The organism is Ureibacillus massiliensis 4400831 = CIP 108448 = CCUG 49529 (assembly GCF_000772965.1).
Lineage (GTDB): Bacteria > Bacillota > Bacilli > Bacillales_A > Planococcaceae > Ureibacillus > Ureibacillus massiliensis.
The window spans coordinates 1-14197 of sequence record NZ_JPVQ01000062.1; the positions used below are offsets into that span (position 1 = coordinate 1).

A 14197-nucleotide genomic window follows, 5' to 3' on the forward strand; every position below is an offset into this window, starting at 1 on the left:
AATAGTATTATTCAAAGACCGAAGGTTTGATTTATTTTCACAGAAAAAGCAGAAACAATGCTTTATAGTTGTTCTGCCTTTTGGATGCTATTCGTGTTATTGTTCAGAACTCTAAGAACTATTCTTCCTGCAATTCAATTTGACCGGTAATATCAATCCCTTGTAGACTTTGTGTGGCTAGTCTATCTGCTTCTGAGTTTAATTTCCTAGGTACTAGCTCAAATTGAGGTGTGATACCTAGTGATTTAAGCTTTTCATCGATTCGATCTGCCCAATTTGCTAGTTCTTTTTCATAAGCAGGCCATTCTCCGGTCATTTGATTAATCACTACTTGAGAATCCCCTATAAACGTTACCTCTTGGTGATGTACATCTAATAATTCAAGTTCGACAATACTTAAGTGAAGCGCTGCATATTCAGCTTCATTATTTGAATCAAGGCCTTGAGCGGGTGCATTTCTTCTCATACGATACCATTTTCCATTTTGTTCATAATAAATTACAACACCGAGGCCTGCCTGCTTTGTTTGAATATCATATCCCCCGTCAAAGTACACCTTTACGTTATGTGGCTCTGTTTCCATTTCTTTTAAATACTTTTTAATTTCCTTTGCCATCCAAGTACTGTCGTGTTGATCGATATAAGTTAAATTCTTTGCTCGTCCTAATTTTTCAATATCTTCTCCAATTGTTAATGCGTGTGCTGCTGGCATGTAATCAGAATGAAATACTACCTCTGTTCCATTTTTACTTTTGTAGATCCACTCAATCATAAGGTTCATAGTCGTCCTCCTAGGTCGGATTTCCCAATATAAGCTATACCTCTATTATACCCGTCTACATGATGCGATATTTTACGTAATTCTTATTATTTTATCTTTTACTAGCGGACCTGTTCATAATCAGGAATTTGTTTCAATAAAAGGTTCGTACATCATTATTGCATGATTTTCAGTGATGAACTGATCATCTATTAATTTATTATCTAAATTAAATACTTTCCTACGAATTGTATTATGTCGAATGTAACTTCCCCAGTACTCAAATGTGATTAACGAATTCTCTTCGTACACTTCATATTTTTTTAGAATAGGATTATTACAGCGCCATTCTCCAACTAGGTGAGTATTTGTCAAATAGACGATAAGCTGATAGGTATCGTTCGTCTCGTTTTTTATTTGCAAATCTAAATAATTATAAAAACATGTTGCACCACTTCCAAAGGGTTGGGTTCGATTAGAGTCTGGGAACACATCATAACTATGTCTATATCGTTCAGTAACTGTTAGCGGTGTATGTAAAGTCATCCAATAAATTAAATTCGATAACTGACATAGTCCTCCTCCAACCCCACTCTTTACTTCTCCATAATGTAAAATCATCCCTTCTACATAGCCTTTCTGCTTTGTGGGCTTTCCGATTAAACGCCAATACGAAAAAGTTTCTCCTGGCTTAATTAAAACTTTATGAAGCTTTTTTGTAGCAATATTCAAATTGTGTATTTTATTGTGTTGTAATTGCATATCCACATCTTTTAATTCTCTACGTAGAATCGTTTTATGAGAATATATAAGGTGTTGTAATTTATCATCGCTTTTTGATAAAGCATAGGTTTTACTCCCATTAACCCATTCAATATAGCGTTTCAATCGAAAATAGATTTTACCCATCATGATACGATATGAGCTTCTCTTTATTGGCTTCATTGATAGAATAATCATCACCCCTTTTAATTCATACTAACAAAACTTTTCCAAATTGTTAATATATGGTTTAGAGGTTGTAACTAATGAATATACAAATACCAAAAAACAGGAGAAAGGAATAATTAGTTGTTCCCCTCCTGTTTATATCTTAAAATGAGTATTAATCTAAATAGCCATAGAATTCTTGTTGTTCAATAAATTCTTCAATACTTGATTTTGTAAATATTATGGATTGTTCCCCTTCCATAGATAACTCAAGTGTATTGGCGTCAATTAAAGTTAAATGCATATTGTCGTAGCTATATTCATTTTTCGCTGTGATTCTTGAAGAATCCGCATCGATTAACGTAAGATTTGTGTAGCCTGAATCATTATATAGTAAGTCATACATCGCTAATGTAGTCGTTTTCCCCTGAGCTTCTTCAATTGACACAAAGAAATTATTTTCTTTCTGCCAATACCCTTCGATATCATTAAATGTTAAAGCTTTTTCATAAATCGTATAATACTCTGCATCTATTTTTGAATACTCTTGAATGTTTTCGGCAAGTATTTTGAGTTTTTTCTTTCCTTTTTCAATAACACCAATCTTTTCATCATTCGTTAAAATATATAGATTGTTTGCTGATGATAGATAGTCTTCAAAATCAGATAACACCTTTTCATTTCTAATATACAACTCCATATCCTTAGTAATATAGTAAACATCACCGTTGTTATATTTACCTAATTCATTAATTTCTTCACTTAGCAATTCTGGTTTATCATTTCCCTTGATGACATACAACTCATCATCAAAGCTTAAATAATGAATTTCATTTTTGTTAACGTTAAGAACATTAACATTAGAAGCAAGCTTTGTAGACTTTTCTTCTTTAACATCATAACTGTAAAGATCAGCTTTTTCATCGATATAAAGCACCTTTGAACCATCATCTAATAGATGAACATCTGCTGTATTTGAAGCAATCTTATAATGTTTATCTCGGACATATAAATTCAAATCCTTAAAATCATTACTTAAATAAGTAAAAACATTACCATCTGAAGTTGCTTCTAAAACACTGGAATCTTCTGCAATTTTTTCTTCCTTTCCTTTTAAATCAGCTCTATATAGTGAAAAATCATTTTTAATATAATAGACATAGTTATCCGTTCCTGTATACATATGTTCTATTAGAAAGACATCTGAAGCAACTTCGATTTTTCTTTGATCATCCAACATAACAATATAAAGTTGCTCATCATTATTTACAAAAGAAACATATTTTTCATCTAAACTTAAATGATAATCAAATACATCATCGGCCACCTCAATTTGTTTTTGATTTGTTGTAACAAGGATTAGTTCTTCATCCCTATCCAAATAAATAACCTTTCCATCGTTTGTAAGATGATAATTGTACGTTCCTTCAATATCTGAACCAACTTTTACTTTTTCCTTGCCCTTTTCTACAAGGTAAAGATCAAAATCATTATCTTGATATAAAAATTTATCGTTTGTTTTATTTGATTTATATGAATCGCTGATGAAATCATTGGTAACATCAACAATTTCCCCACCTCCAAATTGAACAAATAATTGTTTTTCGTTATTAATCGTCTTTTCAAGGAAAAGAATAGTATTACGATCAATATCATATAGGGATTTATTCATACATGCTGAAAGTAACAGCATAACAACAGCTAGTAGTAATGTTTTTAAACTTTTTCCCATCATCGCACTCCCTATGTCGAATAATGTACTTTCATTTTATTTTTACCGAAAGAGAGTATTTAATGACTGAGAAGAAAAAGAAGTTCCATTTGAGCAAATTCAAACGAAACTAAGTAGACATTTCATACGTATAGATAAGTAAAGGTGGGAAAATTTAGATATGGAATCAAAAGAAGAATTACAGGTTTATTTACAAGAAATAGAGGATTGGGAAAATGATCAAAAGGGATTATTCTTTTGGGAAAAACTTGGACGCCTCCCTTTTAAATTATTAGATAAAATCACACCAAAATTCATTCAAGAAAAAATAGGGATTCTTGTGAATGAGTTAGGAAGCTACATTCAAACAGGTGGGAAATATTTAATTAATGAACAAACAATCATCAAGAAGATTCAAAAATCTACAGTCAATTTTGATCTTCAAACCATTAACGATATTGGAAAGCTCCCTATAAAAGAAATGAATATTATAAGTGACCAATTAAAAAAAGAACGAGTTAAATTTGCAACTGCCCAAGGAGCAACTACAGGTTTTGGAGGTATTTTCACCCTCGTCGTAGATATACCATTAGTTTTAGGAAATGCTCTTAAAACACTCCAGGAAATTGCTATTATACATGGATACGACCCAAAGGATAAGCTTGAACGAGTTTTTATCGTAAAATGCCTACAATTTGCTTCTGCAGATATTGTTGGGAAAGAGGCAATATTAAAAGAATTAGCTAACATGAATGGAAAGACTAATAGCTCTGAAGAAATGATTTCTCAATTAAAAGGTTGGCAGGAAGTATTCTTCACCTACCGTGATCAGTTTGGATGGAAAAAGTTATTTCAAATGATTCCCATTGCTGGTATGCTGTTCGGTGCTATTGCAAATAAGGGGATGATTAAGGATGTATCTGAAGCAGGTATTATGTTATATCGAAAAAGAAGAATCCAAGATAGATTACAGGAGATTGATGTAACGCTAGAGAATTAGTTAAAACAAAAACCGTCTTAAACCAGTATTTTAAAAGGTTTAAGACGTTCTTTTTACTAAAAGGATTGTTTTTTCGGTTGGTAGTTAATCCGTTTTAACTATTTGATTGCATATACACTTCTTCATATGGTTGAACAATAACAAATCCGTTACCTTCAAATCTCATTTGAATCGATTCACCACTCCCTCGTCCGATGAATGTTTTAAATGAAACATCCGTTTGGAACTGAGGCTCTAGATTACCTGACCAAGCAACTGTGGCATTAGGGTCAGTAATTACTGGATTACCAGGAGTGACGCGTAATGTTAATGCTTCATGATGTGTAGTGATGGCAACTAAGCCAGAACCTTCACATCGGATATTAAATAATCCGCCAGCCAGCATGCCTGTAACTTTTCTCATCAGTTTGATTTCATGACGAATGGATGGGGTAAAAGCTAATAGGTCATTACCATTCACAGAAATGGATTCATTTTGTAATTCAAGGATTATCACTCTTTTTCCTTCATCTGCTAAATATAATTTTCCTTGCCCATTCGCCTTCATAAGCGTAGTACCTTCACCAGAAATTGCCTTTTTAAACATGGAACCGAATCCTTGTTCAAAGAACCCTTCACGTTCAAACTTTATATTTCCATTATAAGCAACCATGGATCCAGCCTTTGCCCATACCTGTCCATTTAAATTCACCTCTAACATGTGAGGTGTTTCTAATTCAAAGAATCCCTGTTCTTTATCTTCTTGTGCTGTTGATTGAATTAATTCAGCAATTGAATATTTACTCACACAAAAACTCCTCTCAAATTTTATGAAGACATTGATTTTACGACTAACAACAACTATGCTTCATATTCCATTCAACATATTCTACTTATTTCATCGTTATTCAAATATCTTTGAAAAGGAGGATAAATTTCCCTTATAAATAGATTAACAAACTTATGTAAAATTAACAATAAAATACAAAAAATAAACGTTCTAAACAAGTATTCAACGAACTGATTATGCGCTTTAAAGGAAACTATAAATACTCAAAAAATTCCTATATAAAAAAGCAACATTGATTTTTAATCAATGTCACTTTAAAGGTTGATGTTTATGATATAATCTTCGTTTTAAAGAGCATGTTCTTATTTTTGCTATTGTTCCTCAACGATATCCTCTACATCTTCTAATTGTTTTTTTAATGTTTCAAGGTACTCTATATTCTGCTCTACTATATCCATATGCTCATTATGTTGTTCTGCATTTAAACGTGCATTTTCAGCATGTTCTATTGCATTAAAAGCATGTTCTACTGCTATTTCTTCTGGATGTGTCATTGCCTGCTTGACTGCACGATCAGCTTTTTGAACAGAATTACTAAACAATGTACTTGGGTGATCATTTTTCCAACTTATATCTGAATGTTTGGCCATGCTACTTATACCCTCCCTTTAAAAATTAAAATGGTTCTAGACCATAGTATTTTTACATTTCATATAAAATATGCGTAATAATAATTCATAAAAATATTATGTAAACTAATTAAATTGCAAAGCTGCAAATAATAATATATTGAAGCTACATTCTAAATAAAAATGAAAACCTTTCGTAGTAAATTCTACGAAAGGCTGTCTTGTTTAATAGTATGGTGTTATTGGTATAACTCGTTCATGTAATTTATGAGATAAATCAAAAATCGAACTTGCAATATCAGCGTAAGTTACCTCACCCTTTGGATCAAATAGATTATTTTTTGCTGGTAATACTTCCATTGCATTTGCTAGAGCAACATATCCAACATATTTTGAATTTACTTTATTTGCATCAGCAATAGTTAATTTGAAAATATTTGAATTTCTTGCAGCCAAATCTAATCCTAAAGTTCGAACATACCATACAGCTAATTGTTCCCTCGTTAGGGTATCATTTGGATTAAAGGAATCTTTAGAATCAAGAATACCCATTCGTACCGCGCGTTCAACAATTTGATAATACGGATGATTTGGAGATATATTTTCAAAAGTTTGATTAATATTTTCTTGTTGAGGAACTTCGTAAACATAGAAATAGGATAGTGATTTTACTAAAATACTTAAAGCTTCCCCATTTGAGATAGAAGCATCTGCATTAAATTGACTTACATCAGCTACTTTAAGAATTTCGTTTTGAATTAAATAATTTAACTCCTCTTCAGCCGTCGGATGAGTCACTCTTTCGAATTCTTTATTTTGATACAAACTATTCCATTTCCCTGTAGTTGCGTCTAGGAAGCTGCTCTCATCACCATTATAAATTGGCGTATATACGATTGAATAGTGTGAAGAATTTGGATTACTACCATCTTTCATATACTGAAGCTTTAAGCTTAATGAATCGGTAATTAATTGTTTCGCATTATCTGCTGAAATGATATTGGAAACAGATGGCCAGTCCCCTTTTTCCTGATGATGTACAAATAAACTATATAATTCACCGTTAGAATCAATAGATACACTTATATGATTTCCATCAACTAGAATTCCATTTACAACTCTAGGGAAAGTAAAATGATAAACTCCACTTTCTTTATCAAGATACGGCTCATCTATTGGTTTTGCGTACTGATGTAGATAAGAAGGGACCCACTGTTTTAAATATTCAATTGCTTTTTGTTCTCCTTGATCTTGTGTTAAATCCCCTTTTTCAGGTGTCTCACCTAAATTTCTTAAAACTTCACTTTTTACATCATGATAATTTAGTATTTCACCTGTTGACTTATTCATTTCAAAAGAAGATCCAAAGCCACCGTATTCCCAGTCATAAGAAAAATTAATATTTAATATAGCTTGTCCGTTTTCATTTTCATATTCATCAACACCAAAGATTGTTAATTTTACTTTTTCCGAATCAATTTCAAGAAGCTGTTTTGCAATTGCACGTGCCTCTTCAACAGTAATGCCATTTTCTTTTGGCGGGAGTGGATTTGCCGTCAGTTTTTCAATATTTGCTTTTATAGGAGGATTTTTAGAAAATCCGTTTGCTGTTTGCCAATCTCCACTGAGCGCATTAATACCGTATAAAACAGTAGGTTGGTATACTAAATCAATTGCTTGCTCACCAGTAGAATAGTCATAATTAATACGATACTTCAAATTGACTGATAGATTATTTTTTATTTTTTGAAGTATTGTCTGCTCACTGATTACCTTTTTAGAATCGTCAAAGGTTGCTTTATCCCCAGGAGATGAAAAGTGATAAAGCTGTGTAATTTCACCATTTCCCAAAACAGTAATTTGGATACGTTTATCTTGAACAGGTATATTGTTTACTTTTTGTACAAAAGTAAATTCATAACGGATTGGATCTGTAATTAATTGATTCGAATAGTAATTGTCTAAATTTTTATCTAACTCGTAATTAGTTCCGTTAGGCAGTTTTTTAATAAGATTTAAGGCTATTTCTTGTGCTTCATCCTTTGAAATTTTTGGAGGGAACAAAGCTTCTTTTACATTTACAGGTTCATAATAAAAGCTCTCAATTTCTAGATCAGTCCCAACAAATGTGACACTACCATAAGCTTCCTTTCCATCTACTGTTTTATGGAAGCTTAGGTCATAACGAATTCTTTCGTCATCAGGATAATGATGAGCATTGCTTAATTGGAAGTCATTTTCTGATAGGAAATTAAACTGATTTGGAAATAAATCCTTTAATTTTTTAATAAATACTGTCTTTGAGACATTTGTTTCCGCTGATTGTACCTTAATAGCAATTTTATCTTGTTGAGATCCCACTTGCGTTTGTGCGTGTACAACTGATGTGGCTAGTCCTAGAGATAATGCCGTTGACGTAAATAGGATTCCAACCTTCCTCATCTTTTTCAAAATTAACCCTCCTATAATAAATAAATCATTTTGGAGAAATAGGAATTCCAGCAAATTTCCACACTTTGTCCAATATTACATATATATGCAATGCTTACTTATTCTTTGATAAGTTTTGTATCAATTTTTATAAATAACATGAAAACGTGAACTTAAATATGTTATGTTATTGTTTCGACAACTAAGATTAAAGGGTGGATTTTATGCTTGATGTAAGTGAAAGTAAATTAACACAATATATCGTTCATTTTGTAGGAGATGGACTTGTATTAGGTGAAGAAAGTTACCAACAACCTGAAATGATGTTAGAAGCAGCTTTTACTCAATTAGCCTTCAATAAAATTGATATTGAAGAGCAATTCGAATTCTTCCATGAAACTGATATAAATTTGAACGAGATGTATACATATATAACGGGGATTTTTAAACAGACAGATAGTTTTATAGAGCAATCAAAAAATATAGCAACTCATCTCCATAGTGCATCAGGTCATCCAAATATTAAAAACGGAGAACTGTTTATCGGTTTGTTTGAAAATTGTTTATGGAATATGGAGGCTAAGAAGGTACTTGCCATTGTGAAAATGGAAGATAAAGAAATATTTTTAGATGTAAAAAATGATCAAAACAAAATGTCGGTTAACGGCATTGATGGAATAAATGTACGGAAACTAAATAATTTGGCTGTGATTGTGGATATGGGAGCAGATGCATCACCAGCCGTATTTATAAAAACAAAAAAGAAAGAGGATGTCGTCTACTGGCAAGAGCGTTTCTTAAAAATTAAGGTCGTTGACGAACATTTCCACAAAACAAATCTCGCACTAACAGAATGTAAGAAATATATTTTAAAAGAAGAAAGCTATACAAACACGGAGAAACTTGGTTTACTGAACAAAACACTCGATTATTTTCGAAATGAAGAAGAGTTTCAAGTAAATGATTATATCGATAAAGTTTTTGATCATGTAGAATCGACTCAGAAGGATGTTATTATTAATAGCGTAAAGCCATATGAAACAGCAATATCTGAAATTGCTATCGCTAAAGCAGAAAAAACATTTAAACGGAAAATAAAACTGGATACCAATATTGAAATACAAGTAAACGTTCAAAATATTGAGCAGGTAAATGAATTAATCGAAATAGGATTTGATGAAAAAACGAATCGCAATTATTATAAAATCTATTTTCATGAAGAAGTTTAAAAAGAACAGAGATTACTATAAACTGGAAAATTTATCTTGATTACTTCAAATGAAGTTCGTTAATAAAAAGGTCAACCACTTGTTGGTTGACCTTTTTACTCTATGTATTGCCTTTTTATTTAATAAAATTTCCTTACTTGAATAGCATTTAATACTATTGTGAAAGCAAAAAGGAACAGCCATAGATAAAGAAAGTTCGGATTTATATTCAGGCTCTTGACTAAATAAACAGTAATTGGAAAGGTTAAAAAGAAAATCCCCATTAAAATCGAATATTTCCCTTGTATTTTTTTATATTCTTCTTTATCTCTTATCTTTTCAATTTTACCTGTTAAGCTCCGCATAAGAAGATCTTCAGCTCTATTATGGAAGTACGAGTAACCTATTAAAAAAAATAGAGCTGATATAATAATGATTAGAATACTGAAAAAAACGAGCAATTGTTATCTCCTTTCTTTATTCCGTAAAGTCCCATGCTGGATTCCATACTACTTCCCAAAGATGTCCATCTGGATCCTGAAAGTATCCTGCATATCCACCATAAAACGTATCTTGAGCGGATTTTACTATTTTTGCACCTGCCTTCTCTGCTTGTTCCATTACCTTTTCTACTTCCATTTTGCTACGAACGTTGTGACCAAGTGTAAACTCAGTGGGACTCGGTGGAGTTTTTTTAAGCTGGGTATCATACGCAATATCTTTTCGGGCCCAAATTGCAAGTTTCAACCCTGTTTGTAAATCGAAAAAGGCAACAGCTCCATGCTCAAATTCTTCCCCTATAATTCCCTCTGTTTTAAATCCGAGTCCATCTTTATAAAATGCGAAGGACCTTTGTAAATCATCTACCCCTAAAGTGATAACCGAAATTCTTGGCTCCATTGTCTCCTCCTAAATTTGCTTCACTGCATCAATTATAGGCGTATTCCCGGATACAAGATCAAACGCCTTAAGGAAGGTATTTTTTTCGTTTAATACAGTAACAATCGTTTTAGCAACATCTTCCCGTGCAATGAATCCTCTATCAAGGTTTTCACCTATTGTAACCTTTCCTGTTCCGGGTTCATTTAACAATCCGCCAGGTCGAATGATAGTATAAGTTAAATTACTTTGGATAAGTGCTCGATCTGCATAGTGCTTTGCCACGTAATAAGGTTTAATTTTCTCATTCCAGTTATTACGATTGTGCGCCTGTAATGCACTCACCATGATAAACCGTGTTGCACCAACTTTTTCAGCAGCCTCCATTACTTTTACAGCACCGTCTAAATCTATTAGTAGGGTTTTATCTGCACCTGTGTGTCCACCAGATCCCGCTGTAAAGATAACCGCATCACATCCATTTATAGTTTCTGCAATCTCTACTACACTTCCTTCCAAATTTCCGATTACCGCTTCAACGCCTAAATGAGTAAATTGTTGGACTTGCTGTTCTGTTCGAAGGAAGGCACGAACACTATACTCGCTATTTTCCATTAATAGTTGAACTACATGTTTACCTATTTGCCCATTTGCACCCACTACAAGAACTTTCATTATAATGACCCCTTTCCTACCATTTTTTATCCATTATTTCATAGGTCACTTTGTAATTCAAAATAACCGACTTCAACTGTGAATAATTGTTAGTCTAAAAGGAAATCATTTTTAAAGGAAATTTAAGGAGGGTTTAAGTTGTTTGAAAAGAAGTTTGCAGCCCACGAGACGATGGAATTTCATGAGTTAATTAATTTTATGACAGTAAGTTTATTGAAGTCGAAATTGAGCCAAGGGGTGGTTTTTGATCAAGATTTAAAAGAGCTTTTAGATAAAAACGTGAAATTAACAGAACCTGCCCTAGCCGCGATGATCAAACTTTATTCAAAATCGGAATTAGAATAATCGGAGGTACTACAAATGAAAGATTATTTAGATCCAATTAATTCTATAAATATGCCTGAACTCACAGACTCTGGCGTTGCGTTAGAGTTTTTATTAACAACAAAAACAGGTATTCGAAATCTTGCCATTGCAATTACTGAAACGTCAACTCCTTCTTTGCGAAAACTTATGAAAATACAATTGAATGTCATGCTTGACTTATATGATGAAATTACAGAACTGATGATGAAAAAAGAATGGTTAAAGCCATTTGATTTAGATAGTCAAAAAGAACTCGATATTAAAGCTGCAGAAAATGCCATTAGCATTGCAAAGTTAGAGCTATTCCCGAAAAACTCTAATCGAAAAGGACTATTCCCTACTCCACCAAAGAAATAAATTTAAACATAAAGGAGTCTCTCAATCATGAAAGCTGTCACTTACCAAGGAATTAAAAATGTTGAAGTGAAAAAAGTAAAAGATCCAGAAATTAAAAACCCTGATGATATTATTATTAAATTAACGACCACAGCCATTTGTGGATCGGATTTACACTTACTTCATGGTATGATCCCAAATTTAGGTGAAGATTATATCATTGGCCATGAACCAATGGGGATTGTTGAAGAGGTCGGTAAAAATGTTACGAAGGTGAAAAAAGGAGATCGTGTCATTATCCCATTTAATTTCGCATGTGGTGAATGTTGGTTCTGTAACAACCATTTAGAAAGCCAGTGTGATCATGCAAATCAAAATGGTGAAATGGGTGCATACCCTGGCTACTCGGATACAACAGGTGGCTACCCAGGTGGACAAGCAGAATATATGCGCGTGCCCTATGGAAATTTCACCCCCTTCAAAATCCCTGATGATAGTGAAGTGCCTGATGAAAGCTTAGTACTACTAGCAGATGCGGTTTCAACAGCCTTTTGGAGTGTAGATAATGCGGGCGTTAAACAAGGTGATACTGTTATTATTTTAGGATGTGGCCCAATTGGCTTACTGGCTCAAAAATTTTCTTGGTTGAAGGGTGCCAAACGTGTAATTGCAGTAGATTACATCGATTATCGATTAAATCATGCTAAGAAAACAAACAAAGTGGAAATTGTTAATTTTGAAGACCATGAAGATTGTGGTGAGTATTTACGAGAAATGACAAAAGGCGGCGCTGATGTCGTCATTGATTGTGTTGGAATGAGTGGAAAAATGACTCCACTTGAATTTCTCGCAAGTGGTGTTAAGCTACAAAGTGGAGCGTTAGGTGGTTTAATTATTGCAAGTCAAGCAGTTAGAAAAGGCGGTACGATTCAAGTAACTGGTGTGTACGGTGGACGTTACAATGCATTCCCACTCGGTGATATTTTCCAAAGAAACGTAAGTATTTTAACAGGACAAGCACCTGTTATTCATTATATGCCCTACCTTTATAATTTGATTGCAGAAGGTAAAGTTGATCCAAGCGATATCATCACCCATGTCCTTCCACTCGATAAAGCAAAACATGGTTATGAAATTTTTGATACGAAACAAGATGGTTGTATTAAAGTAGTTTTAAAGCCTTAAGTTAAGGAAGTGACGTGGTAATTTTATCGCGTTGCTTTTTTTATTTTGAAAATGGCAAAACAAAACCCCTAACTGTCACTTAAAAAACGTAAACAATTAGAGGTTCAGTTCAGAGTAATACTGAATTAATTATAAATAAATTATCGGTTATTATTGTTGTTATTTTCGTTATTGTTATTGTTGTTATTGTTGTTATTATTGTTGTTTAAGTTTTTATTACGGTTGCGTTCGATGTTGAAGTCTTCAGCGAACTCCTCACGATTACGGTTGTTTTCAAATTCATTTTCTTGATTTTGATTGTTTCTGTTGTTGTTTCTATCCATGACTTATCACCTCCACAAAAGTTAGTGTGAGTCAGGACGAAATTTTTATACTTTAAATATTTATAGAAAATAATTTCTAATTTTTATTAAAAGGAGCATTCAAAAATTTACTCTGAATGCTCCTGCTTTTTTATGTCCTTATCCTTTATATTTATTGATTAAGTCAACAAATGTATTGACGAAGGATTGTAAGAAATCAATTGTACCTTGATTATTAAATTTACCACTTTCATCAAATAACTCGAAAGAATTTGCAAGATATACTTCCGGTTGTTGTACAGTTGGCATATTTAAAAATACAAGAACTTGGCGTAAATGATGGTTGGCACCAAATCCACTTAAATTTCCAGGTGATTGACTTATTACTGCTGCGGGTTTGCCATTCCAAACACTTTGTCCATATGGTCGTGATCCAACGTCTAGTGCATTTTTTAAGGCTCCCGAAAATGAACGATTGTATTCAGGTGTTACGAACAAAACTGCATCCACTTCATTAAGCTTATTACGAAAGGCAGTGTATTCTGCAGGTGTATTCCCTTCTTGTTCATAGTCTTCATTAAATAAAGGCAGTTGACCGATCTCTATAAATTCGGTTTCATAGCCTGTAGGAAATAATTCACCGACGTTTTTTGCAATTTTAGTTGATACTGAGTCTTTTCTTAAACTACCACTGATTAACGCGATTTTTACCATTATCTTTTCAACCTACCCTTTTATTAAAGTAAATATTGCTCCTGAATATCTTCAGGAATTGGAATCTACTTTATCCAACATATTAAGCTTTGACGACAAAAAGGATTTTCAATCAAATGTCTAATTTTATAAAAAGAATGTTAGGAAGAATTTTAAAATTGGTAGTTTTTGTAGGAGTCACATTACTTAGATAGTCAAAGACCTATATATAGGTAAATTCCCAACATAACATGAACATGAATGAAAATGTATCAATTATAGAGTCTCGGAATAAATAACAATTTTTCTGGGTGAAATGAACCA

The 14197-nt window shown here is 32.8% G+C and carries 15 protein-coding genes; 5 read left to right on the top strand and 10 right to left on the bottom strand.

The window, feature by feature from the left end; all coding sequences use genetic code 11:
• Positions 1 to 118: 118 nt before the first annotated feature.
• The 3 genes from CD30_RS17630 to CD30_RS17640 all read right to left on the bottom strand — a co-directional run bounded on the left by CD30_RS17630 (position 119) and on the right by CD30_RS17640 (position 3422).
• Positions 119 to 781, bottom strand: a complete 663-nt coding sequence (locus CD30_RS17630; RefSeq protein ID WP_036179943.1) for a reverse transcriptase-like protein — start codon at positions 779 to 781, stop codon at positions 119 to 121.
• Between the two features lie 120 nt (positions 782 to 901).
• The gene (locus CD30_RS17635; protein ID WP_036179946.1) at positions 902 to 1720 is read right to left on the bottom strand and encodes a VanW family protein; all 819 of its coding nucleotides are present in this window, start codon (positions 1718 to 1720) and stop codon (positions 902 to 904) included.
• A 145-nt stretch (positions 1721 to 1865) separates the two neighbouring features.
• A complete protein-coding gene (locus CD30_RS17640) occupies positions 1866 to 3422 on the bottom strand; it encodes a hypothetical protein (RefSeq protein WP_036179949.1) in 1557 nt (518 codons plus the stop codon).
• Positions 3423 to 3582: 160 nt separating this feature from the next.
• Here CD30_RS17640 and CD30_RS17645 point away from each other — a divergent pair, with 160 nt between their 5' ends.
• Complete coding sequence (locus CD30_RS17645; RefSeq protein ID WP_036179953.1) at positions 3583 to 4401, top strand: EcsC family protein; 819 nt, start codon at positions 3583 to 3585, stop codon at positions 4399 to 4401.
• A gap of 94 nt (positions 4402 to 4495) precedes the next feature.
• Here CD30_RS17645 and CD30_RS17650 read toward each other — a convergent pair whose 3' ends face one another.
• The 3 genes from CD30_RS17650 to CD30_RS17660 all read right to left on the bottom strand — a co-directional run bounded on the left by CD30_RS17650 (position 4496) and on the right by CD30_RS17660 (position 8241).
• A complete protein-coding gene (locus CD30_RS17650; protein ID WP_036179955.1) occupies positions 4496 to 5188 on the bottom strand; it encodes an AIM24 family protein in 693 nt (230 codons plus the stop codon).
• A 353-nt stretch (positions 5189 to 5541) separates the two neighbouring features.
• The gene (locus tag CD30_RS17655) at positions 5542 to 5820 is read right to left on the bottom strand and encodes a hypothetical protein (protein WP_036179958.1); all 279 of its coding nucleotides are present in this window, start codon (positions 5818 to 5820) and stop codon (positions 5542 to 5544) included.
• A 204-nt stretch (positions 5821 to 6024) separates the two neighbouring features.
• The gene (locus tag CD30_RS17660) at positions 6025 to 8241 is read right to left on the bottom strand and encodes a YcdB/YcdC domain-containing protein (RefSeq protein ID WP_235802089.1); all 2217 of its coding nucleotides are present in this window, start codon (positions 8239 to 8241) and stop codon (positions 6025 to 6027) included.
• A gap of 212 nt (positions 8242 to 8453) precedes the next feature.
• Between CD30_RS17660 and CD30_RS17665 the strand changes: the two genes are divergently transcribed.
• Positions 8454 to 9458: a nucleoid-associated protein gene (locus CD30_RS17665; RefSeq protein ID WP_036179964.1), complete on the top strand. Its 1005-nt coding sequence runs from the start codon at positions 8454 to 8456 to the stop codon at positions 9456 to 9458.
• Positions 9459 to 9914: 456 nt separating this feature from the next.
• Here the strand turns inward: CD30_RS17665 and CD30_RS17675 are convergent, their stop codons facing one another.
• Together CD30_RS17675 and CD30_RS17680 are read right to left on the bottom strand one after the other, a co-directional pair.
• On the bottom strand, positions 9915 to 10337 hold the full coding sequence (locus CD30_RS17675; protein WP_036179970.1) for a VOC family protein: 423 nt from the start codon (positions 10335 to 10337) through the stop codon (positions 9915 to 9917).
• A 9-nt stretch (positions 10338 to 10346) separates the two neighbouring features.
• Entirely contained in the window at positions 10347 to 10991 is a 645-nt protein-coding gene (locus CD30_RS17680; protein WP_036179971.1) for an SDR family oxidoreductase, read from the bottom strand.
• 138 nt (positions 10992 to 11129) lie between these two features.
• Here CD30_RS17680 and CD30_RS17685 point away from each other — a divergent pair, with 138 nt between their 5' ends.
• The 3 genes from CD30_RS17685 to CD30_RS17695 are packed head-to-tail and all read left to right on the top strand — an operon-like array spanning position 11130 to position 12878.
• A complete protein-coding gene (locus CD30_RS17685; RefSeq protein ID WP_036179973.1) occupies positions 11130 to 11336 on the top strand; it encodes a hypothetical protein in 207 nt (68 codons plus the stop codon).
• 15 nt (positions 11337 to 11351) lie between these two features.
• Positions 11352 to 11714, top strand: coding sequence for a spore coat protein (locus CD30_RS17690; protein ID WP_036179974.1), 363 nt, complete (start codon positions 11352 to 11354; stop codon positions 11712 to 11714).
• Between the two features lie 27 nt (positions 11715 to 11741).
• Positions 11742 to 12878 (top strand): zinc-dependent alcohol dehydrogenase, encoded by a 1137-nt coding sequence (locus tag CD30_RS17695; RefSeq protein ID WP_036179975.1) that lies wholly within the window; start codon positions 11742 to 11744, stop codon positions 12876 to 12878.
• Positions 12879 to 13018: 140 nt separating this feature from the next.
• Here CD30_RS17695 and CD30_RS17700 read toward each other — a convergent pair whose 3' ends face one another.
• Both CD30_RS17700 and CD30_RS17705 read right to left on the bottom strand, forming a co-directional pair.
• Entirely contained in the window at positions 13019 to 13201 is a 183-nt protein-coding gene (locus tag CD30_RS17700; protein ID WP_036179977.1) for a hypothetical protein, read from the bottom strand.
• Positions 13202 to 13339: 138 nt separating this feature from the next.
• On the bottom strand, positions 13340 to 13894 hold the full coding sequence (locus CD30_RS17705; protein WP_036179979.1) for an NADPH-dependent FMN reductase: 555 nt from the start codon (positions 13892 to 13894) through the stop codon (positions 13340 to 13342).
• Between the last annotated feature and the right edge of the window lie 303 nt (positions 13895 to 14197).

Excerpts from the sequence above, each read along its gene's own strand:
- CD30_RS17630 (WP_036179943.1), bottom strand. The coding sequence starts at position 781 with ATGAACCTTATGATTGAGTGGATCTACAAAAGTAAAAATGGAACAGAG.
- CD30_RS17635 (WP_036179946.1), bottom strand. The coding sequence starts at position 1,720 with ATGATTATTCTATCAATGAAGCCAATAAAGAGAAGCTCATATCGTATC.
- CD30_RS17640 (WP_036179949.1), bottom strand. The coding sequence starts at position 3,422 with ATGGGAAAAAGTTTAAAAACATTACTACTAGCTGTTGTTATGCTGTTA.
- CD30_RS17645 (WP_036179953.1), top strand. The coding sequence starts at position 3,583 with ATGGAATCAAAAGAAGAATTACAGGTTTATTTACAAGAAATAGAGGAT.
- CD30_RS17655 (WP_036179958.1), bottom strand. The coding sequence starts at position 5,820 with ATGGCCAAACATTCAGATATAAGTTGGAAAAATGATCACCCAAGTACA.
- CD30_RS17660 (WP_235802089.1), bottom strand. The coding sequence starts at position 8,241 with ATGAGGAAGGTTGGAATCCTATTTACGTCAACGGCATTATCTCTAGGA.
- CD30_RS17665 (WP_036179964.1), top strand. The coding sequence starts at position 8,454 with ATGCTTGATGTAAGTGAAAGTAAATTAACACAATATATCGTTCATTTT.
- CD30_RS17675 (WP_036179970.1), bottom strand. The coding sequence starts at position 10,337 with ATGGAGCCAAGAATTTCGGTTATCACTTTAGGGGTAGATGATTTACAA.
- CD30_RS17680 (WP_036179971.1), bottom strand. The coding sequence starts at position 10,991 with ATGAAAGTTCTTGTAGTGGGTGCAAATGGGCAAATAGGTAAACATGTA.
- CD30_RS17690 (WP_036179974.1), top strand. The coding sequence starts at position 11,352 with ATGAAAGATTATTTAGATCCAATTAATTCTATAAATATGCCTGAACTC.
- CD30_RS17695 (WP_036179975.1), top strand. The coding sequence starts at position 11,742 with ATGAAAGCTGTCACTTACCAAGGAATTAAAAATGTTGAAGTGAAAAAA.
- CD30_RS17700 (WP_036179977.1), bottom strand. The coding sequence starts at position 13,201 with ATGGATAGAAACAACAACAGAAACAATCAAAATCAAGAAAATGAATTT.
- CD30_RS17705 (WP_036179979.1), bottom strand. The coding sequence starts at position 13,894 with ATGGTAAAAATCGCGTTAATCAGTGGTAGTTTAAGAAAAGACTCAGTA.